General features: G+C 64.3%; 23 protein-coding genes. 8 read left to right on the forward strand and 15 right to left on the reverse strand.

Going from position 1 to position 23,636, the window contains the following annotated elements; all coding sequences use genetic code 11:
• Together OC450_RS09400 and OC450_RS09405 are read right to left on the reverse strand one after the other, a co-directional pair.
• Positions 1–1,587 (reverse strand): MDR family MFS transporter, encoded by a 1,587-nt coding sequence (locus OC450_RS09400; protein ID WP_262047733.1) that lies wholly within the window; start codon positions 1,585–1,587, stop codon positions 1–3.
• Positions 1,588–1,743: 156 nt separating this feature from the next.
• Positions 1,744–2,259 (reverse strand): YcgN family cysteine cluster protein, encoded by a 516-nt coding sequence (locus OC450_RS09405; RefSeq protein ID WP_211382933.1) that lies wholly within the window; start codon positions 2,257–2,259, stop codon positions 1,744–1,746.
• A 293-nt stretch (positions 2,260–2,552) separates the two neighbouring features.
• Between OC450_RS09405 and OC450_RS09410 the strand changes: the two genes are divergently transcribed.
• From OC450_RS09410 to OC450_RS09420, 3 genes are read left to right on the forward strand one after another with little or no spacing between them, the layout of a single operon-like run.
• A complete protein-coding gene (locus OC450_RS09410; protein WP_211382932.1) occupies positions 2,553–4,841 on the forward strand; it encodes a transglycosylase domain-containing protein in 2,289 nt (762 codons plus the stop codon).
• A gap of 9 nt (positions 4,842–4,850) precedes the next feature.
• A complete protein-coding gene (locus OC450_RS09415; RefSeq protein ID WP_211382931.1) occupies positions 4,851–5,429 on the forward strand; it encodes a DUF1214 domain-containing protein in 579 nt (192 codons plus the stop codon).
• Positions 5,426–6,010, forward strand: coding sequence for a DUF1254 domain-containing protein (locus OC450_RS09420; protein WP_211382930.1), 585 nt, complete (start codon positions 5,426–5,428; stop codon positions 6,008–6,010). The genes OC450_RS09415 and OC450_RS09420 overlap by 4 nt, the downstream gene beginning before the upstream one ends.
• A gap of 291 nt (positions 6,011–6,301) precedes the next feature.
• Here OC450_RS09420 and OC450_RS09425 read toward each other — a convergent pair whose 3' ends face one another.
• The 5 genes from OC450_RS09425 to OC450_RS09445 form a co-directional block, all read right to left on the reverse strand.
• Positions 6,302–7,072 (reverse strand): amino acid ABC transporter ATP-binding protein, encoded by a 771-nt coding sequence (locus OC450_RS09425; protein WP_315986385.1) that lies wholly within the window; start codon positions 7,070–7,072, stop codon positions 6,302–6,304.
• A gap of 37 nt (positions 7,073–7,109) precedes the next feature.
• Positions 7,110–7,805 carry an amino acid ABC transporter permease gene (locus tag OC450_RS09430; RefSeq protein ID WP_262047734.1) on the reverse strand — a complete coding sequence of 232 codons (696 nt, stop codon included), beginning with the start codon at positions 7,803–7,805 and terminating at the stop codon, positions 7,110–7,112.
• A complete protein-coding gene (locus OC450_RS09435) occupies positions 7,802–8,596 on the reverse strand; it encodes an amino acid ABC transporter permease (RefSeq protein WP_262047735.1) in 795 nt (264 codons plus the stop codon). Before OC450_RS09435 ends, OC450_RS09430 begins: the two co-directional genes overlap by 4 nt.
• Before the next feature lie 68 nt (positions 8,597–8,664).
• Positions 8,665–9,573: an amino acid ABC transporter substrate-binding protein gene (locus tag OC450_RS09440; protein ID WP_262047736.1), complete on the reverse strand. Its 909-nt coding sequence runs from the start codon at positions 9,571–9,573 to the stop codon at positions 8,665–8,667.
• A 19-nt stretch (positions 9,574–9,592) separates the two neighbouring features.
• A complete protein-coding gene (locus OC450_RS09445) occupies positions 9,593–10,753 on the reverse strand; it encodes an aminotransferase class V-fold PLP-dependent enzyme (protein WP_262047737.1) in 1,161 nt (386 codons plus the stop codon).
• A gap of 190 nt (positions 10,754–10,943) precedes the next feature.
• Here OC450_RS09445 and OC450_RS09450 point away from each other — a divergent pair, with 190 nt between their 5' ends.
• Positions 10,944–11,744: an IclR family transcriptional regulator gene (locus OC450_RS09450; RefSeq protein WP_211382925.1), complete on the forward strand. Its 801-nt coding sequence runs from the start codon at positions 10,944–10,946 to the stop codon at positions 11,742–11,744.
• Positions 11,745–11,811: 67 nt separating this feature from the next.
• Here the strand turns inward: OC450_RS09450 and OC450_RS09455 are convergent, their stop codons facing one another.
• Genes OC450_RS09455 through OC450_RS09470 form a run of 4 tightly spaced genes read right to left on the reverse strand, consistent with a single transcriptional unit; the run spans position 11,812 to position 15,980 of the window.
• Positions 11,812–12,996, reverse strand: coding sequence for an MFS transporter (locus OC450_RS09455; protein WP_262047738.1), 1,185 nt, complete (start codon positions 12,994–12,996; stop codon positions 11,812–11,814).
• A 28-nt stretch (positions 12,997–13,024) separates the two neighbouring features.
• Positions 13,025–14,245 (reverse strand): MFS transporter, encoded by a 1,221-nt coding sequence (locus tag OC450_RS09460; RefSeq protein ID WP_262047739.1) that lies wholly within the window; start codon positions 14,243–14,245, stop codon positions 13,025–13,027.
• On the reverse strand, positions 14,242–15,612 hold the full coding sequence (locus OC450_RS09465) for an NAD(P)-binding domain-containing protein (RefSeq protein ID WP_262047740.1): 1,371 nt from the start codon (positions 15,610–15,612) through the stop codon (positions 14,242–14,244). The genes OC450_RS09460 and OC450_RS09465 overlap by 4 nt, the downstream gene beginning before the upstream one ends.
• A gap of 50 nt (positions 15,613–15,662) precedes the next feature.
• Positions 15,663–15,980 carry an ArsR/SmtB family transcription factor gene (locus OC450_RS09470; RefSeq protein ID WP_262047741.1) on the reverse strand — a complete coding sequence of 106 codons (318 nt, stop codon included), beginning with the start codon at positions 15,978–15,980 and terminating at the stop codon, positions 15,663–15,665.
• 123 nt (positions 15,981–16,103) lie between these two features.
• Between OC450_RS09470 and OC450_RS09475 the strand changes: the two genes are divergently transcribed.
• From OC450_RS09475 to arsC, 3 genes are read left to right on the forward strand one after another with little or no spacing between them, the layout of a single operon-like run.
• Entirely contained in the window at positions 16,104–16,466 is a 363-nt protein-coding gene (locus OC450_RS09475) for an ArsR/SmtB family transcription factor (protein WP_262047742.1), read from the forward strand.
• A complete protein-coding gene (locus OC450_RS09480; protein ID WP_211382919.1) occupies positions 16,459–17,163 on the forward strand; it encodes an aquaporin in 705 nt (234 codons plus the stop codon). The genes OC450_RS09475 and OC450_RS09480 overlap by 8 nt, the downstream gene beginning before the upstream one ends.
• Positions 17,160–17,561 carry an arsenate reductase (glutaredoxin) gene (gene arsC, locus OC450_RS09485; protein WP_211382918.1) on the forward strand — a complete coding sequence of 134 codons (402 nt, stop codon included), beginning with the start codon at positions 17,160–17,162 and terminating at the stop codon, positions 17,559–17,561. Before OC450_RS09480 ends, arsC begins: the two co-directional genes overlap by 4 nt.
• A gap of 99 nt (positions 17,562–17,660) precedes the next feature.
• Here arsC and OC450_RS09490 read toward each other — a convergent pair whose 3' ends face one another.
• From OC450_RS09490 to OC450_RS09505, 4 genes are read right to left on the reverse strand one after another with little or no spacing between them, the layout of a single operon-like run.
• A complete protein-coding gene (locus OC450_RS09490) occupies positions 17,661–18,425 on the reverse strand; it encodes a hypothetical protein (RefSeq protein WP_262047743.1) in 765 nt (254 codons plus the stop codon).
• 2 nt (positions 18,426–18,427) lie between these two features.
• Positions 18,428–18,586, reverse strand: a complete 159-nt coding sequence (locus tag OC450_RS09495; protein ID WP_249128946.1) for a hypothetical protein — start codon at positions 18,584–18,586, stop codon at positions 18,428–18,430.
• 35 nt (positions 18,587–18,621) lie between these two features.
• Positions 18,622–19,098 carry a hypothetical protein gene (locus tag OC450_RS09500; protein WP_256806348.1) on the reverse strand — a complete coding sequence of 159 codons (477 nt, stop codon included), beginning with the start codon at positions 19,096–19,098 and terminating at the stop codon, positions 18,622–18,624.
• A gap of 6 nt (positions 19,099–19,104) precedes the next feature.
• Positions 19,105–22,524: a CHAT domain-containing protein gene (locus OC450_RS09505; RefSeq protein WP_410050507.1), complete on the reverse strand. Its 3,420-nt coding sequence runs from the start codon at positions 22,522–22,524 to the stop codon at positions 19,105–19,107.
• 54 nt (positions 22,525–22,578) lie between these two features.
• Here OC450_RS09505 and OC450_RS09510 point away from each other — a divergent pair, with 54 nt between their 5' ends.
• The gene (locus tag OC450_RS09510) at positions 22,579–23,607 is read left to right on the forward strand and encodes a dienelactone hydrolase family protein (RefSeq protein WP_262047745.1); all 1,029 of its coding nucleotides are present in this window, start codon (positions 22,579–22,581) and stop codon (positions 23,605–23,607) included.
• The last annotated feature ends 29 nt before the right edge of the window (positions 23,608–23,636 follow it).

Consider the following 23,636-nt stretch of genomic DNA (forward strand, 5'->3'; position numbering starts at 1 on the left):
CTACTCCACCATCTCGACATGCTTGGTGACGGAGGGGCCGGCCAGCGGCCGCTCCTCCATCATGATCAGGCAGAGCGCGGCCCCGGTCATCAGCGCGGTCGCGGCGCCGAAGACATAGCGGAACGCGTGCCGCATGTCGTCGGCGGGGATCGCAGGGATGCTGCCCGCGGCGTGATGCTCGCCGGCGAGCGGAATGTCGGTGCCGAGCGCGATCAGCAGGATGGCGGCAAAGGCCGCAACTGTGAACGAGGACATCAGCGAGCGAAAGAAGTTCAACGCGCCGGTGATGGTACCGACCTGCGGACGGGCGACCGAATTCTGCAGCGAGACCACGCAGACCGGAAAAGTGGTGCCGAGGCCGAGCGCAAACGCAGCCATCAGCGTCAGCAGGGCCCATAGCGGCAGCGTCGTCAACGTGAGGCCGAGGCCGCACAGCGCGGCCCAGGACGTGCCGATGATGGCGACCCGCTTGTAATGCTTGGCGCGCGCCATGGTGCGACCGGCGATCGCCGCGCCGCAGGTCGAGACCGCCGCGAGCGGAATCAGGGCGAGGCCCGCTTCGCTGGCGCTGAGGTGATAGACCTGTTCGTAATAGAGCGGGAGCTGCACGGTGAGGCCCGTGATCGCGCCGAGCGCGCAGCCGCCGGCCATCAGCCCGAACGGCGCGACCGATCCTCCGAGCAGCGGCAGCGGCAGGAACGGCTCGTCCGCACGCCGCGCGTGCCACACGAAGGCGACAACGAGCGCGACGGCGCCTCCGACCATCGCGAGCACGGTCGACGACAGCCAGGGATAGCGCGTCCCGCCCCAGGTCAGCACCAGCATGAAGACCACCGCGGACGCCATCAACAACACGCCGCCAAGCCAGTCGACCTTGCGCTTGCGATGGAACACCGGGATCTTCTTCATCTTCGGCAGCAGCAGCGCGAGTGCCGCGGCCGTGAGTGGAAGGTTGATCCAGAAGATCATCGACCAGTGCAGATGCTCGGCGAACACGCCGCCGATGACCGGGCCGAGGATGCCGCCGACCATCCAGACGCTGGAGAAATAGGCCTGATACTGGCCGCGCTCGCGCGGCGACACGACGTCGGAGATCACCGTCTGCACCACTGGCATGATGCCGCCGCCACCAAGGCCCTGGAGGCCGCGCGCCAGAATCAGCATCGGCATGTTCGGTGCGACCGCGCACAGCACCGAGCCGGCGACGAACAGGCTGAGCGAGATGATGATCATGACGCGGCGACCGTAGATGTCGCTGAGCGTGCCGAACACCGGCGCAACCGCGGTCGAGGCGAGCAGATAGGCCGTGATGACCCAGGACAGGTTCGAGACGTCCTGGAACTGGCGACCGATGGTCGGCAGCGCGGTCGCCACGATGGTCTGGTCGAGTGCTGCCAGGAACATCGTCAGCATCAGGCTGAGCACGATGGTCCGCACCTCGTCCTGTGACAGCGGCGCCGGCGGCGCGAGCGAAGGAGCGTCGTCGACGCTCAAGACCTCGCTCGGAAGCCGCGATAGCTCTTCGGCGATATCGTCGGGCAACACCTGGGTATCGGCAGAACTGCTCCGCCGGTCGAACTTGTTCATCTCGATCGGAAACCGTGGTGCGGCGCAACGCCGCGAAGGATTCGTTCTATGCGGCCCAATGTAGACAGCAAAGTTCTTCCCGGGCAGGCACCGCGGCGCATGGGTGCATCCCACCCCACGGCCATCCCGAAGCCGTGATCCGACGTTGCAGGCGGATCAGTCCTTCGGGCGTCGCTTCAGGCGCGCCCGTTTCGGCAGCTGCGCCGGCCACTGCACGATGTGGTTCTCGAGCTCATCGTCCGGGATCTGCTCCTCGCTGCCCTCGACCCGGCCGCGCACGGAGACACCGGCCTCATGCACGGTGTTGGGATCGCCGGATACCAGCGGATGCCACCAATAGAGGTCGCGGCCTTCCGCGACGAGCTTGTAGCCGCAGCTCGGGGGCAGCCAGTTCAGGGTGCGGACATTGGCCGGGGTCAGGCGGACACAGTCAGGAACCTTGTCGGAACGATTCGCGTAATCCTTGCAGCCGCAGGTCCCGGCATCGAGCAGCTTGCATCCGACATGGGTGAAATAGATCTCCCCGGTGTCCTCCTCTTCGAGCTTGTTCAGGCAGCAGCGGCCGCAGCCGTCGCACAGGCTTTCCCATTCCGGCCCTGACATCTCTTCCAACGTCTTGGTTTTCCAGAAGAATCCTTCCTGGCCTGAAGGTCGTTTGGGAGCTGCGGTCATGCGCCTCAACAAGATTCGAAAGAGCTACGGCTGGTGCCATCTAGGGCGTGCGGCCGTAAGGCTGCAAGCAGCGCTCGCGGAAGGCCCGTAATGAACCGGGGTCAATTAGGCCTGTTGTTCAAAATCGCAAGCGTGACCATTGGTTTATAGGCCCTGCTCGGCTAGAAGGAACGGCAAGTCCCCACGGACGCGAACCGGGCGCCTTGGGTTTGCCGCAACATTCCCGCAAGACGTCTCGATGCCGCCCCGGCCGGGTGCTTGAACGCTTTCGAACCAAGCCTCAAGGGTTCTAGGTGCGCCAGATCATACCACCGCATTGGAAGCAGAAGGTCCGGAATTTCTTCCTGGATCTCGATGCGCGCATCGACTCCTCGCTGTTCTCCTCGGCCAAGGGCATCCGCGAGCTCTACGAGCGCTACTCGACCTTCATGGACCGCTTCTATGTCGGGCGGTGGAAGCGCTGGGTGTTCATCGAGCCGCTGTCGGAGGCCGCGACCCTCGGCCTCGGCGGCCTGGTCGTGATGCTGACGCTCGCCATCCCCGCCTTCCGCGAGACCGCGGACGAGGATTGGCTGAAGAAGTCCGATCTCGCCGTGTCCTTCCTCGACCGCTACGGCAACCCGATCGGCAGCCGCGGCATCAAGCACAACGACTCGATCCCGCTGGAAGATTTTCCGGACGTGCTGATCAAGGCGACGCTGGCGACCGAGGACCGCCGCTTCTACGAGCATTTTGGCATCGACATCGCCGGCACCGCGCGCGCGCTCGTCACCAACGCCCAGGCCGGCGGCGTCCGCCAGGGCGGCTCCTCGATCACCCAGCAGCTGGCCAAGAACCTGTTCCTGAGCAACGAGCGAACCATCGAGCGCAAGGTCAACGAAGCCTTCCTCGCGGTCTGGCTCGAATGGCGCCTGACCAAGAACGAGATCCTCAAGCTGTATCTCGATCGCGCCTATATGGGCGGCGGCACTTTCGGGGTCGACGGCGCCGCGCATTTCTACTTCAACAAGTCCGCGCGTGACGTGACGCTGGCGGAAGCGGCGATGCTCGCGGGCCTGTTCAAGGCGCCGACGAAATACGCCCCCCACATCAATCTGCCCGCAGCCCGCGCCCGCGCCAATGTCGTGCTCGACAACCTCGTCGATGCCGGCTTCATGACCGAGGGCCAGGTGTTCGGCGCCCGCCGCAATCCCGCCTTCGCGGTCGACCGCCGCGACGAGGCTTCGCCGAACTATTATCTCGACTACGCCTTCGACGAAATGCGCAAGCTGGTCGACACCTTCCCGAAATCCTACACCGAGCGCGTGTTCGTGGTGCGGCTCGCGATCGACGCCAACGTGCAGAAGGCGGCGGAAGACGCGGTCGAGAACCAGCTGCGCCAGTTCGGCCGCGACTATCACGCGACCCAGGCCGCGACCGTCGTCTCCGATCTCGACGGCGGCATCCGCGCCATGGTCGGCGGCCGCGACTACGGCGCCAGCCAGTTCAACCGCGCCACCGACGCCTATCGCCAGCCGGGCTCCTCGTTCAAGCCTTACGTCTACACCACCGCGCTTCTGAACGGCTTCACGCCGAATTCGATCGTGATCGACGGACCGGTCTGCATCGGCAATTGGTGCCCGCAGAACTATGGCCATTCCTATTCTGGCGCGGTGACGCTGACACAGGCGATCACGCGCTCGATCAACGTGGTGCCGGTGAAACTGTCGATCGCGATCGGCCAGAAGGAGCAGCCGAAGGCGCCGAACCCGGCCAAGATCGGCCGCGCCAAGATCGTCGAGGTCGCCCGCCGCTTCGGCCTCAAGGCGCCGCTGCCCGACACGCCGTCGCTGCCGATCGGCTCGGACGAAGTCACCGTGCTCGAGCACGCCGTCGCCTATGCGACCTTCCCGAACCGCGGCAAGGCGGTGACGCCGCATGCGGTGCTGGAGGTGCGCACCGGCGCCGGTGACCTCGTCTGGCGCTGGGACCGCGACGGGCCGAAGCCGCGGCAAGCCATTCCGCCGAACATTGCCGCCGACATGGCCGGCATGATGAGCCACGTCGTCAGCGAAGGCACCGCGCGCCGCGCCGCCCTCGACGGCATTCCGACCGCGGGCAAGACCGGCACGACCAATGCGTATCGCGACGCCTGGTTCGTCGGCTACACCGGCAATTTCACCTGCGCGGTCTGGTACGGCAATGACGACTACTCTCCGACCAACCGCATGACCGGCGGCTCGCTGCCGGCACAGACCTGGCACGACATCATGGTCGCGGCGCATCAGGGCGTCGAGGTCCGGGAGATCCCCGGCGTCGGCATGGGCCAGAAGCTGCCGCCGGAACGCGTTGCCAACGCGCAAGCCAACGCTGCGCCGAAGGTGCTGGAGACCAAGCCCGGTCCGCCGCCCGTCTTGACCAAGCGCGGCGCCGACATTCTGGTCCGCGTCGAGAAGCTGCTGGATGACGCGGCCCGGGCCGCCAACAAGTCCGCTGCCGACGACGGCAAGACAGCCAAGCCGGCCGCGTCCACGAGCGCGCTCGCCTTCCCGCAGAACTATGCGGAAGAGAATGCGAACGCATCCGCCCCGCGCAAGAACTGATCGAAACCCGTGCGGCTGATCCTGATCACATTGACGGCCCTTCTGCTCGCAACCGTGGTGGGCGTCGGCGCGACCTGGATGACGACGACGCGCGGCACCGAGATCGGCGCGCTGACCATCGGCCCCTGGACCGCCCGCCCGCGCACCGGCACCGCGGACGTCGATCCCTATTCGCGCGCCACCATCGTGCGCAACGGCGAGCTGCCGATCGGCACCGGCGACGGCGTCGCCTTCACCGCGACCGCCGACGACAAGAAGAAGCCGCTCGACGGCCGCTGCGACGTCGTCGTCTCCGGAGTGACGCCGCCGGCGCGGTTCTGGACGCTGACGCTTTACGACCGCAAGGGCCACCTCGTCGCCAACACGCTGCAGCGCTACGGCTTCACCAGCCAGGAGATCGTGCGGGGGTCCGACGGCACGTTCGAGATCCGCATCGCCTCGCGCTCGCGCGCCGGCAACTGGCTGCCGACCGGCGGCATCGAGCGCTACGCCTTGATGCTGCGGCTCTACGACACCCCGGTCGGCGTTGCGACGCGCACCCAGCGCGATGCGCCGATGCCCACGATCTCGACGGTGGGCTGCTCATGATCCGGCTCCTGTTCACCATCGTCGCGGGCGTGCTGCTGGGCCTCGTGGTCCATCTCGTCAGCGTGCTGGCGCTGCCGCGGATCGCGACCCAGGACGCCTATTCACGGCTGACGCCGATGACCAAGCTCAACGGCGTCACCCAGCTTCCCCTCGCCGATCCCAACACCTCACCGATGCCGTTCATGGACCCGGCCTTTGCGCTCGCGATCTGCCGCTATGACCTCACAAGCGGGCCGATCAAGCTCACCGTGCCGGTGAGCCAGGCCTACACCTCGGTGTCGTTCTACACCCGCAACGAGATCGCCTATTACGCCATCAACGATCGCTCCGCCGGCAGGAAGGTGATCGAGCTCGACCTGATGACGGAAGCGCAGCACAGCGAGTTGCCCGAGGACGAGGAGATCACCGCGGCCGACCGCCTGATCATCGATTCCCCGACCGCGACCGGGCTCATCGTCATGAAGGCGCTCGCCGCCGAGCCCGGCCTGATGCCGCAGGCGCAAGCCTCGCTTCAGGCTGCAACCTGCGCGCCGCAGACAGAGGTGCCCGCCAAGGCCGAGGCGCCGCGCGGACGGCGCTGACGTGGGGCTGCGTCAGCAGTTCAAAGCAAAAAGCGCGAAAACAACCCCATGCACAGTACAGGGTCATTGAAATCGTTGGACTATCCGATCACCCAAAACTCACGTCGCAGATCCCAGGGCGAAGCGGCGGCGCCATGGACTTGGAAGCTTTGACACGTCGGGCAAAACACTGGCAGAATGACAAGATCGAAAGATCGTAACACCCGCGCCGAGCAATCCGCCGCGGGTTTTTTCATGTCGGAGCAAGGGATGCCATGATCACAGCGCCCACACCCTGCACGGACGCCGTTCCTAATGGATGATCTGGCTGAGAAAACCCTTCGCTCGTTCGGTCCTGGGCGCACGAAAGAAGGTTTCAGGATCGGCTTCCTCGACGATCGACCCGCGATCCATGAAGACCACCCGGTCAGCGACTTCGCGGGCAAAACCCATCTCGTGCGTGACACAGACCATGGTCATTCCATCCCGCGCCAGCTCCACCATGGTTTCGAGCACCTCCTTGACCATCTCCGGATCGAGCGCAGAGGTCGGCTCGTCAAACAACATGATCTTCGGCTGCATGCAGAGGGCGCGGGCGATCGCAACGCGCTGCTGCTGGCCCCCGGAGAGCTGTCCCGGATATTTGGTCGCTTGATCATGGATCCGCACCTTCCGGAGAAAGCCGATCGCACGCTCATACGCCTCCACGCGGGACAGGCCGCGCACCTTCATCGGCGCCAGCATGCAGTTCTCGACGACCGAGAGATGCGGAAACAGATTGAAGCTTTGGAACACCATGCAGACCTCGCGGCGCACGCTGTTGACGTCGGTCATCCGGTCCGTCAGCTCAACGCCATCGACGACGATGCGGCCGTCATCATGCTTCTCGATATGGTTGATGCAGCGGATCAGCGTCGATTTGCCAGAACCCGAGGGACCGCAAAGGACGATCTTCTCGCCCGCCGCGACACTGAGATTGATGTCGCTCAGGGCCGTGAAACGGCCGAACCGCTTCACCACGCCCTCCACGGCAACGATGGCCGATGATCGGCTCGTCTCGTGTGCGGCGATCTCCTGAATCATCTTCGTCTCCCAAGGACGGCGGTTCTCGAACGATTCCTCATCGATGCGCTCCCGCGATCGCATAGCGCCTGCGCAGCAACGCGACGCACTGCGATGCCGCCGAACTGATGGCGAGGTAGACCGCGACGACCACGAGGTACATCTCAACGAGACGGCCGTTGAGCTGCGCAAGTTTCGAGGCTGCACCGAGCAGGTCAGTCAGCGAAAGCACGTAGACCAGCGAGGTGTCCTGGAACAGGATGATGGTCTGGCTGAGGATGATCGGGCTCGCCACGCGGAGCACCTGCGGGAGGATCACGCTCCGATACGTCTCGAAGGTGGACAATGCGAGCGCCTGGCACGCCTCAAACTGTCCCCGGTTCACGGCGCGCAATCCAACGCGAATGATCTCCGAATAGTAGGCCGCCTCGAACAGGCCGAAGGTGATGAAGGCAGTCCAGGTGGCGCCGATCGGAACCGGACGGCCGTTGCCGGCGAGATGGCCAAGCACGATCGGCACCAGAAAGAAGAACCAGAACAGGACGAGGATCAGTGGGATCGAGCGGATCAAGGCGATGTAGCCGCGCACAATCTTTCCGATCACAGGCAGCTCGAAGTGCTGCAGGAGCGCAAAACAGGTGCCCAGGATCATGCCGACCACGAAAGCCACAGCAGTCAGCGCGAGCGAAAACAGCAATCCGGACCAGAGATAGGGCCACGCCTGAAGAACAATCGAGAAATCGAGGCTGTTCATTTCGCGACCTCCATCGCGTCGGGTAAGCAGCCGACCCGTTTGACGTCGTCGACCAGGCTCGGCTCGATCGCATCGCCAGCCCGTGCGGCACCGGGGATGCGCACGGCCCGATCGATCAGCGCCATCCCCTGGTAGGCGATCAGCGCCAGCGCGAGATAGATCAGCGTCGCGGCGCCGAAGGCCGTGAAGGTCTGGAACGTCGCTTCGCTGATCTGGCGAGCCTGAGCCGTAAGCTCCATCAGCCCGATCGTGAGTGCGACGGAGGTGTTCTTGTAGATGCCCATCACCTCGCTGGTCAGGCTTGGCATGATCAAACGCAGCGCCTGCGGCAGGATGATGTGCCGATAGGTCAGATATCCGGTGAGCCCGAGCGCGTTTGCCGCCTCGGTTTGCCCTTTCGGCAAGGCCTCGATCCCGGCACGAACCTGCTCGGCGATACGCGCAGCGGTGTAGAGGCTCAGGCACACGAGCGCCGGGAAGAATGATCCCCAGGGCGGCGGTATCTGCTTGATGGCGTTTCCAAGCGCGGGCGGAAGGATCTCCGGCAGGACGAAATACCAGAGAAACATCTGCGCCAGGACGGGGATGTTGCGGAATATCTCCACATACAGGCGCGCGAACGCTGCGACGACCCGGTTCTGCACGGTCCGGCCGATCCCGACGACAACCCCGACCGCAAAGGCAATCCACCAGCCGAAGAAAGCCAACGCCAAGGTCCAGCCGAGACCCGACAGAAGCCAGTCGATATAGCGCTGGCCATCCGCCGTCTGCTCAAAAAGCACTGCGAACATGGCGAACCTCGGGGCTCCGGATGCGAGAGAGGATCAGCTTGCCGAAAAATTCTCCGGTATCATTTCGACTAGTCGACCGCGTCGCTCGGATGCGCGATCCGCTCCATGAGTTCGTCCGTCAGCGGGAACGCGAGATTCTCGCCTTTGGGCGGAATCGGCCGGGTGAACCATTTCGTGTAGGTCTTTTCGAACTGGCCCGACGCCATCTGTTTCGAAAGAACGTCGTCGACGAGCGCCTTGAAGCCGGCGTCGCCCTTCGTGAACATCAGGCCATAATAGATCTTCGCATAACCCTCGGGGAGAAATATCAGCGCGTTCGGATTCGGAGCTGCGGCCTTGAGGCCGGCGAGAAGGATATCGTCCTCCATAAAGGCGGCGGCGCGGCCGGTATTCAGCATCAGGAAGGATTCCGCATGGTCTTTCGCCTGGACGATGTTGAATCCGAGTTGCTGCTTCGCATTCACACCTTGCGCGAAGCCAACGGCATTGGAGCCCTGGGTGACGACGATCGTCTTGCCCTTGAGATCGCCGGCCGTCTTCAGCCCGCTGTCCGCCTTCGTCAGCCAGCGCGGCTGGCTGACGAATGTCGCGACCGAAAACGAAACCTGCTCCTGCCGTTTCTTGTCGTTCGCCGTACCGCCGCATTCGATGTCAACGGTACCGCTTTGAATGAGCGGAATCCGGTTGGACGAGTTCACCGGAGTGTAGTTGACGGCGAGATTGGGCAGATTGATTTCGGCCTTGATGCGCTCGACGATGGCGGCGCAGAGGTCCAGCGAAAAGCCGATCGGCTTTTGATCGGGACCAAGATACGAGAACGGAATGGAAGCCTCGCGATAGCCGATGGTGACGGCACCGCTCGACTTGATCTTGGCGAGCGTGGGACTATCGGCCGCGGTCGACGGCTGGATAAAGGCGCCGACGGCCACGAGGCCGGACAGAACACCGAATACACGTGCAAAATTCATCATGTGCATCTCCCCTTTGATGGACGGCCTAGGCGGCCCTGGATGACGGCTTCAGGCCGCGCCGCTTGATGACATCGATCAGGCGATCGACATCCGCGAAATTGTTGAACATTCCGAACGACACGCGAATGCCGTCCCGCTCCGGCGACACGCGGACACCATTCTGCTCGAAATGGCCAAGCCACTCGGCGGCAGGGAGCGCGATGACGTAGATATGCGGCGCGCGGTGCTGCCGGTTGCGGGGACCGACGAGGCGAATGTCCAGAGCATCGAGCTGGGCGATGAGATGATCGCCGAGATCGAGGCAATGATTCTGGATATTCTGCACGCCCAGCGCTTCGATCATGTCGAGCGAGGCGCCGAGCGCATGGATCGCCGGGAGGTTGAAGTTGCCGAGCTCGAAGCGGCGCGCGCTGGTGGCCAAGTCGAGCTTGTCGGAGCTGGCGATGAGATCGGCCGGGACCTCGGCAAGGCTCGCGGCGGCGAGATAGGCGGGCTCGAGCTCGGTCCTGGATTTGTCCCAATACAGGAGCCCGAGCCCTTGCGGCACGAGCAATCCCTTGTGGCTGCCCGACCCGATGAAGGTCGCGCGCAGGGCTTTCGCATCGATCGGCACGACGCCGATCGCCTGCATCACGTCAACGACGAAATAGAGTCCCATCTCCCGGCACAAGGCGCCGATGCTCTCGACGTCAAAACGATGACCGGCATGGAAAGTCACCTGCGACATCGAGATCGCCCTTGTGTTCGCGTCGATATGCGAACGAAGGCTCTCGGCATTCACGACTGCCGTCATCGGCACAAACTCGACCGTAACGCCCTTGCGTCGCAGATTGAGGAACGCATAGGCGTTATTCGGATGATCGCCGTGGATCATCAGCACCTTGTCGCCGGCACGCAGAGGCAGCGCGTTGGCCGCGATGTTCATGCTTTCCGAGGTGTTCTTGGTGAACGCGATTTCATCTGTCGCTGCGCCGAGGAGCCGCGCCAGCTTTTCCCGGGTCTGCTCGACGCGATCGAGCCACACGCTTTTCGGACCGGCCGTCTCGAGGCCTTCGCGGAGAAAAAGGTCGATCGCCGCTTTGACGGGACGCGAGAGGGGCGTCTGGAAGCCGGAGTCGAGATAGGTGATCCGCTCGACAGCCGGAAATTCCTTCCGCACGGCATCGACGTTGTAATGGCGAGACATCCCACTCTCCTGATGAGCGCGCCCGGCAGGGCTTCACTTTGCGCTGCACAAATCCTGTTCACCTTTCGGCAGAGCCAACGATATGGGTAACAAGCGATCGCATCAAAGATATTTTTCATATTTTGGTAGTTTTAATTCCGAAAAATGATAATTTGTCTTACAGAGACGACTACGCCTGAGAGGATGCAAAATGCCGCAAGACAACGCCGAAGGACCTCTCGACCGTGCATTCGCCATCGTCGGCCATGTCGCCGGTCAAGTCAGGGCGGTCTCGGTCGCAGAAATCGCCAATGCGCTCGCTCTGCCGCTACCGACCGCGCATCGACTCATCGGAAATCTGGAGCAGCGCGGGCTGCTTCAGAGAGCGCTCGGAACAAAGCGCTACGTGGTCGGCAATCAACTGGTCACGTTGTCAGCCCGGGTCATCGGCGCCGCTTTTCGTACCGCACGTCGGCATGCTGTGCTCCGCGCAGTCGCCACTGAAATCGGCGAGCAGTGCGAGATCGGCGTCGTGCGTGACAATGTCGTTGCGTATGTCGACAGCGTCCGCGTGTCGCAACCTCAAGGTCTCCAGTTCAACCCGGGGGAAGCAGCGCCACTTCACTGCACGTCCACCGGCAAGATCTACATGAGCCGGTTGCCGGAGCGGGCGCGTGAGAGGCTGTGCTGGGCGCTCCCTCTCACCAAATATACCGACACGACGATCATCGACGTCGAGAGCCTGATGAAGGTCCTCGATGAGACCCGCAAACGCGGCTGGGCCAAGACCAACGAAGAGTATGTGAGAGGGGTCGTTGGCTGCGCTGTTCCGATCCTGTCTCCGGATCGCGAGTTGATCGCGTGCCTGGGCGTCTCCGTTCCCGTGGCACGCGTGAGCTTCGCCGAGTTGGACCGGTTCATAGCTCCACTCCAGAAAGCCGCTGCGTTGCTATCGGAAACAATCCTCCAGGCTGATGAGGATGGGGGGAGCGATGCATCCGAGAAATTCTGATCCTGTTCCCCTGTCCATTTCCACCCCGTCCAGTTCTGCACTCCCCTCGAAGCGAGCACCTGACTCGCTAGTCCACCGACACCGGCTTCCGTGGTGGGAGCTTCCGCGCCCAGAGCAGTGCGAGCGGCCCCACCGCGATTCCGGCTGCGAGGACGATGAACGCCAGCAGCCAGCCGTGCGCGCTCTGCGGGCCGCCGGCAATGTCGAGCGCAGCGCCCGTCCCCCAGGCCCCAACCGCTGACAGGCCGAAGCCCACCGTCGAGTGCAGGGCCAGGGTTGCACCCCGATGCTCTGATGTCGCGGCGGCCGACATGCCGGCGGTCAGCGCGCCCGAATCCGCCGGCACCGTCAAACCGTAGACGAGCAGCAGCAGCGCGAGCACCCATGCCGGCGCAGTTGCGTTGAGCCCGATGATCAGTGCGACGCAGGCCGACGCGATCATCACGATCGTGATCGCCCGATGGCGGCCGAACTTCAGCGCGGCCTCGTTGCCGAGGATGCTGGCGGGCATCGAGATCACTGCGAAGCAGAAGCTCAGCAAGACGGGGCTCAGCCACGACGGCGCGCCTTGATGAGCGATGACGAAGGTCCAGAACCCGACCAGCCAGGTGCGGATGCCGTAGAGTTCGAAGCAATGGGCGCCGTAGCCGAATATGTATCCGAGCGCCTCGCGGTTGGCGAAGACGGGTGCGAAGTTCAGGAGGCGTCCGGCCTTCGGCGCAGGCCGCTGCCCCTGCATGAGGAGGCACGCGACGACCATTGCGACGGGACCGAAGCCGGTGACAAGGAAAGCGGTCCGCCAGCCCCAACGGTCGGCGATCACTTGCGCGAGCAGGAACGAGAGGCCGACGCCGACCGAGAAGCTCGACGTGTACAGCGTGACGGCGCGCGAGGTGTCGCCGGCAGGAAGCCGGTCCGTCAGCGCCTTCAGGCCGGGCATGTACGCACCGGCAAATCCAAGCCCTGCAAGGGACCAGATCGCGGTCGCGGACCAAAACCCTTGCGCGAAGATTCCGAACGCTACGGTCGCCAGCCCGCTGACGATCGAGCCCCAGAGCAGAACGAGCCGTGCGTCGACCCGATCGGTCAACGTCGTCAACACGGGCACGGCGAGCATGTAGCCGAACGCATAACCGCTCGCCATCAAGCCGCCTTCGGCCGCCGACAGCCCCCACGCCGGCATCAGATGCTGCGCCAGATTCGCGGACAACGTCACATGCGGCAGCAGATTGCCGACCTGGCCGATGCACATCACCGCAATCAGGGACCGGCCGCTCAGGTTACGAATGCTGTCCTCCCGCCTGAAGCGGCTTCGATGGTGCCTGGTCCGTACGAAGCAGCAGAAGCGCAAAGAAGGCCGAGACCGAGACCAGCGCGCTGATCCACAGCGCACCGCTGCCGATGTGCTCCACCATCAACCCCAATGCGAGCGGCGCGGCGGCACCCGTCACCCGGGACGGCAGCGAGATCATGCCGACGCGCCTGCCGAATCCGGCCGGCCCGAACAGCACCAATGGGAGCGTCCCGCGGGCAATGGTGATGATGCCGTTGCCTGCACCGTACAGCACCGTGAAAGTCGACGCGAGCAAGGGTCCGCCCACCACCAGCGCAACGACGCCGATTGGATTCATCAGCATGGCCAGCCTCGCCGAGAGCAGCGGATGAAACCGGGCGAGCCATCCTGCCTCCAGCAGGCGCGCGCCGACCTGCGCAGGGCCAACCAACGCGCCCGCGAGCAAGGCCTGGGCCGGTGTCGCGCCGAACGCAACCAGCATGGTCGGCAGAATGGCCGAGATTCCCGAACTGACGAAGCTTGCTGCCGCAAACATGTAGGCCAGCAGCACCATGGCGAGAGTCTCGCTCTGGCGTCCGGTCTGCTGGTGCGCGCCGGTGCCCGGTCGGGACTGCTGGTCCAACTGGACCGCACGCGGCAGCGAGAGATTGAGCGGCAACGCAAGGCCGATATGGATCACCGCCCAGACCTGGCAGGCCACACGCCAGCCGTACTCGGAATCCAGCCACGTCGTGAGGGGCCAGCCGAGGGTGCTGGCAAAGCCGGCAATCAGGGTGATGCCGGTAATGGTTCGTCGTGCATGGGTGCCATAGATGCGCGCAAGCGTCGCGAAAGCCGCTTCATAGAGCCCCATGCCCATGCCGATCCCGAGCAGCGTCCAGGCTGCAATCAGGACCGCTACGCCATGGGCGACGGACAGCAGGAGCAAGCCTGCTACGAACACGAGGTTCGAGATGGCGAGCAGGCTTCGCCCTCCGAACGTATCGATGGCGTGCCCGACGCGCGGGCCGAGCAGCCCGGAGATCACGAGCGCTCCCGACAGCGCGCCGAACACGTAAGTCGGCGCAAGACCGAGATCGCGCGCGATCGGCGCAGCCAGTATGGCGGGGAGATAGTAACTCGACGCCCACGCGATGGTTTGCGCGGTGCCGAGCGCGAACACGATGGCGAACGGACCTCGGGCCTGGCCCGCAGGGACCGGCGTCATGAACAACCGCACTCCGCGCCACCTGCCTCCTTCGCCACTTCGTCGGCGGCGCAACAGGCCGTTGGTTCCTGCTTCGCCGGCCCGCCGCAACATCCTGATGCGGCTTCAATGGACTCGACGCCGCCGCGCGTGCAGACGCCGGTCTCCGGCAGCACGAGCTCGACCCTCGCCGCAGCCTCCTTGTCGCCGGCAAGTTCGGCCGCGATCGAGCGGACCTGCTCATAGCCCGTCATCATGAGAAAAGTCGGGGCGCGCCCGTAGGACTTCATGCCGGCGAGATAGAAACCCGGCTCGCCATGCGCGAGCTCGCGCGCGCCGTGCGGGCGCACCGTACCGCAGCTGTGCTCGTTGGGATCGATCAGCGGCGCCAGCGCGGCCGGTGCCTCGATGGCGGGATCGAGCCGCAGGCGCAGTTCGGACAGGAACGACAGATCGGGACGAAAGCCGGTGGACACGATCAGCTCATCCGCAACCACGCTTCGCGCGCCGCAACAGCCGCCGGCCGCGATCCTGAGGCGACCGTCGGATTCGGACAGATGCGTGACGCCGAATTCGGTCTCGACCTTGATCTTCCCGGCGGCAACAAGCGCGGCGAAGGCGCTGCCAAGCTCGCCGCGTGCGGCAAGCTTGTCGTTGCGGCCGCCGCCAAATGCCTTGGCGGGATCGGCGCCGCGCAACAGCCAGATCGCTTGCGTCCCCGGCACCTCGTCCGCGAGATGCACGAGATCGATCAGCGTGCCCACCGCGGAATGACCAGCGCCGAGCACCGCGACGGTCTTGCCGGCATATCTGGCGCGGCCGGCACCCCGGGCATCGGGCATGCCGTAGGCGATGCAGCCATCGCATTCACGCTCCCCGATCGCCGGCAAGCCGTTACGGCCGGCCGGATTGGGCGAGAACCATGTGCCTGATGTATCGATCACGGCATCCGCGCGCAGGACTTCGGGACCTTTGCCGTTCTGGTAGCGGATTTCGAAAGGCGCCTGGTTTCGTCCCCGGGTCTTCGCCTTGTCGAAACCGACGCGGCTGATGGCAGAGACGCGGCTGGATGTCCGGATCACTTCGCGCAGCGGCGTTCGCCTCGCGAGCGGCGTCAGATATCGATCGAGCAGTTCGCCGCCGGTCGGATAGGACTTGGGATCCGGCGAATTCCATCCCGTCGGTGCGAGCAAACGCGCGGCGGCGTTGTCGACATTGTATTCCCATGGCGAGAAGAGCTGGACGTGGCTCCACTGGCGAACCGCGTGTCCCGCTTCGGGTCCGGCCTCGAGCACGATGGGCGACATGCCGCGTTCGAGCACATGGGCGGCCGCAGCGAGACCCACCGGCCCCGCCCCGACGACGGCAACTGTCTTCACGTCGCTCATGTCCCTACTCCCGTCATTCTAGAATGATCGAATAAATCGGCCGAGAAGGATCACGCCGCCGTCTGCGCATTCCTGCATCCGACTTCGTCTGCGCAGCACTCCGCCGCCAGAAAATCGACCAGCCCCCGCATCGCATCGAAGTTCGCGTGACAGACCAGGGTCGTCGATTCCCGGACTTGACTGACAAGCCCGACCGAGACCAGCGTCTTGATGTGATGCGACAGCGTCGACGCCGGGATCTTCAGCTTCTCCTGTAAACGGCCCACGGACATGCCCGAGTGCCCTGCCCGGACCAGGGCGCGATAGATCTGGAGCCGGGTTTGATTGCCCAAGGCTTCCAGACGTGCGGCTGCGTCAGCGACCTTCATCGCTCCATATTGCGTCCGACCGTCTGCGCCGTCAACCGTACTTCTAGAATATTCGAAATATGAACCGAGAAGGCGCTCCGGATTCGGTTGACGGAAGCCTCGTATTTCCATAAATCTGGATATATGGAAACCGAAGAAGCCGTTCTCGCGCTCGCCGCCCTCTCCCAGTCGACCCGCCTGGAGGCGTTCCGGACGCTCGTCAGGCACGAGCCCGACGGCCTTGCGGCCGGCGACCTCGCCCGCCTGCTGGAAGTCCCTCCGAACACGCTGTCGGCCCATCTGTCGATCCTGACACGCGCGCGCCTCGTCACCTCCGAGCGCCGCAGCCGCTCGATCGTCTACCGCGCCAACCTATCCGAATTCCGGGACGTCGCGGTCTTCCTGCTGCGGGATTGCTGCGGCGGGCGGCCGGAAGTTTGCGAGCCGGTCGTCGATAGCCTTCAAGCCTGCTGCTCGCCAAAACGAAAGGAGAAAAGCCGTGCCTGACCAGTTCGATCTTCCGCGCCGCCTCGCGGCTGAAGCGCTGGGCACGGCCATTCTCGTCGCCACGGTGGTCGGATCGGGCATTATGGCCGAGACGCTGACCAAGGACGCCGCTCTGGCGCTTCTGTGCAATACGTTGCCGACCGGCGCCATTCTGGTCGTCCTGATCACCGTGCTCGGACCGATCTCCGGCGCGCACTTCAATCCGGCGGTCACGCTGGTCTTTACCGGCAAGCGCGAACTGCCGGTGAACGAGGCCGGACTTTACGTGGCCGCGCAGATCGCCGGCGGCATTGCGGGAACGATGGCAGCGCATCTGATGTTCGGACTCCCGCTGATCGACCTCTCGACGAAGGTGCGAACCGGAGGGCCGCAATGGTTCGCCGAAGCCGTCGCCGCCTTCGGCCTCGTCGCAACGATCCTGGCCGGTATCCGTTTCCAGCGCACTGCCGTCCCCTGGCTGGTCGGCCTGTACATCACGGCGGCGTACTGGTTCACGGCCTCGACCTCGTTTGCCAATCCGGCGGTGGCGATCGCAAGGTCGCTGACAAACACGTTCTCGGGCATACGTCCCGCCGACCTGCCCGGATTCATCCTCGCGGAGCTCTGCGGAGCCCTTGCCGGCATGCTGCTGATGAACTGGCTGCTCGGACGGCCCGAGGCGCGAGGCCCCATCCCAATCGCGGAGACGACCCGATGAGCGTCACGATCTATCACAACCCCGACTGCGGCACCTCGCGCAACACGCTGGCGATGATCCGGCAGAGCGGCGTCGAGCCTGTCGTCATCGAATATTTGAAGACGCCGCCATCCCGCGAAACACTGGTCGGGCTCGTCAAGGCCATGGGCATGTCCGCTCGCGCGCTGCTGCGGGAGAAAGGCACGCCCTATCGCGACCTCGGCCTCGACGACACCAAATGGTCCGACGACGAGCTGATCGATCAGATGCTCGCGCATCCCATCCTGATCAACCGTCCGATCGTCGTGACGCCAAAGGGCACGCGATTGTGCCGGCCCTCGGAAGCGGTGGTCGACCTCCTGGACAACCCCGTCGGCCGCTTCGTGAAGGAGGACGGCGAGGTGGTCGAAACGCGATAGCTGCGCTGGCGGACGCGCTGAAGGATCTTGTCGCAAAACTGCAGAAGCAGCGGCGCAAACCCGACCGGAGCGGGCGACGGCGCTGAACCGCTCGGCCAGCTATCCCAGCAAGCCCTTCAAGCCGGCGTAGATCGAGCCGACGGCCGTCGCGGCGATGCCGGCCAGCGGCCCCACGGTCTGCATGAGGTCCTGGATCAATCGAGCCCTGCGACGCAACTGTTCTTCACCGACATGCTGTCCGAGCAAGCGCCCCATCCTGAAGGCGAACGCGTTCGGCTTGCCTCCCTGGGCAAGCACACGCGGCAGCACCTGGAAGATCAAGACGCCCAGGATGTTTCCGGAGACGAAGGCCAGCATGATGCTCACCCCGTATTCGAACACTTCCCGCCATTCAATCCACACCGTCGGCAGGATTGGGACGCGATCGTGGATTCCAGTGACCGTCAGCATCGCCAGGATGCTGACGCTCGCGGCCAGGACCGCCAGCAGAAACGCCCCCATCGCCGAAACCCTGTGCAGGGGATAGGCGACGAATCCGAACAGCAGCGGGATGACGATCGATGCAATCCGAAGCGGAATCGGAGACAGGTTGAAGGCGATGGTCACGAGGACATGTGCCACGGTCAGCAGCGCCGCCGGAATCACGACGTAGAGCAGCGCATGCGTTCCGAAATAGCGCAGCGGATTGTTGTATCGCTCAAGGCGGACATTGACGCGGTCCAGATCGCGCCTGAGCTTGTCCAGTTCGGAAACGATGTCGTCGATCTCGAGAAGCGTTGGCCGCACGACGCGCAAGTCCCGCGAGCAGTGCTTGCACGCGATCGCTTCGTCCTTGATCGTCTCGGCGCAGAACGGACATTCCATCGTCAGCGCGACTTCCGGCGCAGCATGATGGCCTCGATCTCGCCCCTGGCCCGCTTCAGCTCGTCGCGCAGCTCATCGCGCTTGCGCAGGAGATCATCCCGCTCCGCGATCAGCGTCGCGGGGACGGCGATGTCGCGCGAGCAGGACGTGCAAACCAGCACACCATCCGCATTCACGGATTGGCAGTACGGACATATCACTTGGGCGCGACCTTCAGGGTGAAGATGGTCGTGCCCGGCCTGCCATCGCTATCCTTGATGTCGACCCGAACCGTGTATTCGCCCGGCGGCAACTCCGCGTCCTGCATGTTGATGCCGTCGGACTGGACAAACGGCTTCACCCGCGAGGTGAGATCGACATTCGGCGTTCGCAGAAAGATCACCTTCACCGACTCCGGATCAATCTTTGCCCCGCCATACGACTCGAATTTCAATACGAGCCGCATGGGCGAGTTGACGGCGTCGCCCGGCGAGACGAACTCCACCTTTGGACCGCGCATGATACCGCGCCGGTCCGCCGCGATCGCACCCTTTGGCGGCGGCAATTTGGCTTCCTCTTCCGTGATGAGAGGTGTCGCTCGCGATGCGCCCGAAAGCAACAGACCCGCACCAATAAGCCCAAGCAGAATGTGACGCTTCATTGTGAATTCACCCATGCCCTTGCCTGCCTTCACCTGCGATCAACGTACGCCGCCATCGCCGATGATCGTGTACGGCGCCCAGAACAGCGGATGCGCATAGGCAAACTCGGTCTTGCCTTCGCTGTTGAGATAGCCGGGTCCGTCGACAAGGGCCATCATCGCCTCGCGCAGCGCCTGGCTCCGCGACAGCTTGGGATCATCCGCCTGCCGCTTGAACAGGTCGGTCACCAGTTGCCGTGCCGATTGCGAATGCACCGACCAGTTCGTGACCAGCAAGGCGCGCGTTCCGGCGTAGAAGAACGCGCGGCCGAGCCCCGACGCCGCCTCGGCGCCGGCACCTGCACCTGCACCCGTGTTGCAGGCCGACAGGATCACCCAGTCGGCATCGAGCTTGAGGCCGAGAATCTCCTCCATGGTCAGGAGGCCGTCACCGCCCTCTCCAGTCACCGTCGGGGATGACAAGGCCAGCGCCGGCTGTGTCAATCCATTGAGCTCGCCCGGGACCAGACCGTGGGTGGCGAAGGCCAGAATCCTGAAGCCGGAGAGGTCCATCGTCTTGACGACGCTCTCGGTCGCACTCTTGCCGAGGAACAACACCTTTGAAGGATCCGCCTGCAAGGCCAGCGCGATCGACTTCAGCTCATCGGCCGTGTCGGGAAGCCGGGGCAGCAGACCGAGTTCGGCACTGTCGACACCCTCCAGCTTGGGACTGTTGCGCCGCTTGAGCGGCCCGCCGCGCGTCACGTTGCCGGCGGCGTCGGCGACCAGAACCTTGGCCTGATCGCCTTCGGCCTCAGCCTCGGCCTGCTGATCCTTGTTGAAATAGGGATCGCCGAATGCCACCAGGTCTCCCCTGCCGGGCTTGCCAGGGGGCAATTGTCGCAGCGTGCGCAAGGCTGCAGCCGACGGCACCGTCGACACGGCATGGGTGCGGGCCAGCCAGGGCACATTGCGGTAGCCGACGAACAGCGGATCCTCGTCCTGAGCAACTTCGGCCGGTGCGGTCGGCAGCAGCGAGAGCGGCAACAGGCCCAGGGCGCCATTGGTGACCACGATGAGATTGTTGGCCGGTTTCCATCCGCTCTCGACGGGCTTCAGCAGCAGCTCATAGAGCTCGTAGCCGAGCTTGAGATCGAAGGGCGGAATATCCGAGATCATCGCGGCCTGCGGCTCGAGCGCCTCCCGCAGCTTGCGAATCTTCGTCTCGATGTCGCCGATACCCGCCTTGACCGCGGCGAAAGCCACCGGGCCCGACTTCGGCACGGCCCAGACGAAGCTGCCGTTATGGCCAAAATAGAAGGACAGCATCGCCTCATTGTCGGCAAGCGTCGCGCGAATCTCGGCGACGCTCGGCGGCCGGGGCGAGACGAGATCGGCGTAGGTGGGAAACTTCTGCTTGATCTGCTGGCGCGCCTTGTCGCGTTCGCCGCGCAAGGCCGCGATCGACGCCTGGATCTGCTGAACTCCCTTGTCGTCGCGTTCCGCCGAGGGAAGCGCGAGCACGTTGTTGAGTGTGCCGAGCTGGGCGTTGACCTGTTTGGTGAGGTCCTGCTCCTTGCGGACGAGCTCGGCGAGCGCGGGATCCTTTGCTGCTGCGCGAGCACTGGAGGCCGCGAGCGCCTGCTGCACCGAACGACCACGAACGGCATCGGCGAGACTGAAGGTCTCCTCGCCAATGCCGTTGCCCTCGGCCCTCGCGAGCAGCAGGAGGTAGCTCTCGACGATCGACTGCAGCCGCTGGCTGCGTGCCGCCACCACACTCGTGTTCTCGTCGTCGGCGTTTTCGTTGGCGTTCGCCATCATGACCGGAATGGCCGCCTTGAATTCCCGGATCGCGTCGGCGTCGCGCCGCGCGCGCATCAGGCCGACCGCCAGGGTGCCGCGCGCCGAGGCGGCGTCGAAATGGTTTTCGCCGACCCGAGCGATCTGCTTCTTCACCAATTGCTCGGCGGCAGCGATCCCGGCGTCCAATTGACCAGCGCCGTAGAGCGACATGATCCGGGACGGATTGAGCTCGAAGACCTGGCGGCGCTGCGGCTCCCAATTGGCGATCGCCTTGTCGATCCTCGCAAACATGTCGTTCGCCTCGGCAGTCTTGCGCTGGATCGTCAGAATGCCGGCAAGCTGCGAGAACAATTGCACCGTCGCCTGCGAGTCCTCCGGCACGCCTACCGTCTTGTTGATCTCTAGGGCGACACGGCCCAGCTTCTCGGCTTCGTCGTAACGGCCCTGATCGACCAGAATGCTGGCCAACCCGATCACGAAGCGCGGCGTGACGGGATTGTACTTGCCGGTGTCCTTCAAGCGCGACAGCAGCGCACGGCGGGCGTCGACCTCGGCTTCGGCCAGCCTGCCCTGTCGGGCCTTCATGCGTGCCTGATTCAGCACGATGCCGTCGATAGCTTGCAGCAGAATAGTTTCCGCGGGCGGACTGTCCGCATCCATGATGGCCTTCGTGCTCGACCGCTTGCGAATCTCCGCGGTGCGATAGGCTGCCTCGGCTTCGGCAAACTGGCCGCGCGCCTCGAAGATCTGGGCGCGGGACATCTCCAGCTCACCTTCCCAACTCTGGCCGAACTTGGCATAGGAGGCTCGCCAGCCGGGAAGTCCGCTGGTGCGCGCTTCCTGAATCGCGGTCAGGCTGCGGCGCATATACGCTTCGGCCTGCGCCACGTCGCCCATCTGAATGAGAACGGACGCAATCCCACGGTTGGTATTGAACTGCAATCCCTTGGCGCCTGGCATGCTGGCCGATTCGCGCAGAAGTCTTTGCATGATCTCGAGAGAACGCTTCGGATCGCCCGCAAGGGAGTGCTGCAGCGACTGGAGTTGCATCATCCGACCGAGCAGGTTCGCCCCGACGAGCCCGCGCCCCACGTCAACGGCCTTGTCTGCATCGGCGATGGATTCGGCGAGCCGGCCGAGCTGTGCGCGCGCATTGGCCCGATCGAAATAGAATTGTGCGAGGTCCTGGCGCGATTCCTTCCCCGTGGGCGCGGCGTCGGCGTCCGATCGCAATTCAGCAAGCATCTTCTCGTCAGGTTTTTCACCATCCAGGACCGCGGTGATGTCGGCGATGCTGCGAGGCGGCGCGACGAAGCCCTTCGGCAAAGCGGCCCCCGGATCGAGCTTGGGCGCGACCTCCTTCGGAAGCTCGACGGCGACGTTGGCACGGCCGTTTGCAGCGTTGAGTGCGGCGAGCACGCAAGCCCTGACCTGAGGAGACGCCTTGGCGCGGCACCCCTCGATGTCGGCACCGGCTTTGCGGCCTCCCTGCGCCTGCATGCACGCCTGCACGATCGGCTTGCCGACCGTCATCCGGCAATTTTCGAGCGCCGCCTCCTTGGTCAGCGCGGCGGCCGGACCGGTCAGCCCCAGCAAAATGGCAAACGGCAGCAGCTTCCGCGGCAGGGTGAAATCCAGACGGCTTTCAAACGGATTCCTGGTCTCTAAGCTCATCTTGAAAGACCTTTTGCGAAAAATGACCTGATACAACGAAATAATCCTATCCTCATGGATGTGGAGAACAAGCGCCAATCAGTGCGGTCCGGGGATATGCTCAAAAGGGTTAGCGGTCGCAGCAAAAGCGAGTTCCCAAGGCGCGCGGGCTGGCTGAACTGGCGCAGGCGGATCGGGCTGGTTGCAGGATTGGTTGCGGGCTGGTGCGCCGGCGGGGTCAGCGCCCAGGACGGTCAGGACGGTCCCGCGTGGCAGCCCGCGGTCTGGGAGGCCGAGACCATCTATCGCGGAGCGACAATCGCACCGGATCTGGCCTTTCCAGACACCGCCGAATCCGTCGAACAACTCGCATCGCCTCGGATGGCGCTGCTGAAGCCAACCGGACCAGGCCCGTTCCCGGCCATCGTTCTCATGCACCAGTGTAGTGGACTGCACGGGCCGGTCGCTGCGTGGGCCCGCGCGGCAATTTCACACGGCTACGTTGTCCTGCTGGTCGACAGCCTCGGGCCACGGAACGTCCAGAGCGTCTGTTTCGGTCCAAGAAACGGCGTGAATTTTTTCCGGGGCGTTAGGGATGCGCTGCAAGCCGCGGAACGTCTCCGCCAGCAGTCCTACGTCGACAAGAAGCGCATCGCTCTCGCCGGCTTCTCCTGGGGAGCCATGGTAAGTTTGCTGGCCGCGAGCCCGCACTACGTCAGCGCGTTGAAAATCGACTCGGGGTTTGCGGCGGTTGCAAGTGTCTATCCCGGCTGCTTCCGCATCACGCCGAAGGGACGGCCGCCGTTCGACCTGGTCAATACGGATATTTCGAATCCGCTTCTCGTCCTGATGGGGGGCGCCGACACCGAGACGCCCGCATCGGACTGTATCGACAAGCTGGAAGCGATCAAGGGAAGCGGTGTGCCCGCGGAGTGGCACCTCTATCCCGACGCGACGCATTGCTGGGATTGCCAACGGCTGGACGGAACGAGCAAGATCGACGTCCGCGGCCATCGCGTCGAATATCGGTTCCGACAAGATCTGACCGAAGACTCCCGGCGCCGGCTTTTTGAATTCCTGGACCGGACCATGCCAAAGCGGTAGCGCGCCGGACCTCCGCCCCGGCGGACGCG

It is taken from the genome of Bradyrhizobium sp. Bra78 (assembly GCF_024519855.1).
GTDB lineage: Bacteria > Pseudomonadota > Alphaproteobacteria > Rhizobiales > Xanthobacteraceae > Bradyrhizobium > Bradyrhizobium japonicum_G.

What these genes read in the sequence shown, in the direction of transcription:
- OC450_RS09440 (WP_262047736.1), bottom strand. Translation starts at nt 9,573, where the DNA reads ATGCACATGATGAATTTTGCACGTGTATTCGGTGTTCTGTCCGGCCTC.
- OC450_RS09405 (WP_211382933.1), bottom strand. Translation starts at nt 2,259, where the DNA reads ATGACCGCAGCTCCCAAACGACCTTCAGGCCAGGAAGGATTCTTCTGG.
- OC450_RS09505 (WP_410050507.1), bottom strand. Translation starts at nt 22,524, where the DNA reads ATGAGCTTAGAGACCAGGAATCCGTTTGAAAGCCGTCTGGATTTCACC.
- OC450_RS09435 (WP_262047735.1), bottom strand. Translation starts at nt 8,596, where the DNA reads ATGTTCGCAGTGCTTTTTGAGCAGACGGCGGATGGCCAGCGCTATATC.
- OC450_RS09490 (WP_262047743.1), bottom strand. Translation starts at nt 18,425, where the DNA reads ATGGAATGTCCGTTCTGCGCCGAGACGATCAAGGACGAAGCGATCGCG.
- OC450_RS09510 (WP_262047745.1), top strand. Translation starts at nt 22,579, where the DNA reads ATGGATGTGGAGAACAAGCGCCAATCAGTGCGGTCCGGGGATATGCTC.
- OC450_RS09450 (WP_211382925.1), top strand. Translation starts at nt 10,944, where the DNA reads ATGCCGCAAGACAACGCCGAAGGACCTCTCGACCGTGCATTCGCCATC.
- OC450_RS09465 (WP_262047740.1), bottom strand. Translation starts at nt 15,612, where the DNA reads ATGAGCGACGTGAAGACAGTTGCCGTCGTCGGGGCGGGGCCGGTGGGT.
- OC450_RS09470 (WP_262047741.1), bottom strand. Translation starts at nt 15,980, where the DNA reads ATGAAGGTCGCTGACGCAGCCGCACGTCTGGAAGCCTTGGGCAATCAA.
- OC450_RS09420 (WP_211382930.1), top strand. Translation starts at nt 5,426, where the DNA reads ATGATCCGGCTCCTGTTCACCATCGTCGCGGGCGTGCTGCTGGGCCTC.
- OC450_RS09400 (WP_262047733.1), bottom strand. Translation starts at nt 1,587, where the DNA reads ATGAACAAGTTCGACCGGCGGAGCAGTTCTGCCGATACCCAGGTGTTG.
- OC450_RS09460 (WP_262047739.1), bottom strand. Translation starts at nt 14,245, where the DNA reads ATGACGCCGGTCCCTGCGGGCCAGGCCCGAGGTCCGTTCGCCATCGTG.
- arsC (WP_211382918.1), top strand. Translation starts at nt 17,160, where the DNA reads ATGAGCGTCACGATCTATCACAACCCCGACTGCGGCACCTCGCGCAAC.
- OC450_RS09455 (WP_262047738.1), bottom strand. Translation starts at nt 12,996, where the DNA reads ATGTGCATCGGCCAGGTCGGCAATCTGCTGCCGCATGTGACGTTGTCC.
- OC450_RS09445 (WP_262047737.1), bottom strand. Translation starts at nt 10,753, where the DNA reads ATGTCTCGCCATTACAACGTCGATGCCGTGCGGAAGGAATTTCCGGCT.
- OC450_RS09430 (WP_262047734.1), bottom strand. Translation starts at nt 7,805, where the DNA reads ATGAACAGCCTCGATTTCTCGATTGTTCTTCAGGCGTGGCCCTATCTC.
- OC450_RS09425 (WP_315986385.1), bottom strand. Translation starts at nt 7,072, where the DNA reads ATGATTCAGGAGATCGCCGCACACGAGACGAGCCGATCATCGGCCATC.
- OC450_RS09475 (WP_262047742.1), top strand. Translation starts at nt 16,104, where the DNA reads ATGGAAACCGAAGAAGCCGTTCTCGCGCTCGCCGCCCTCTCCCAGTCG.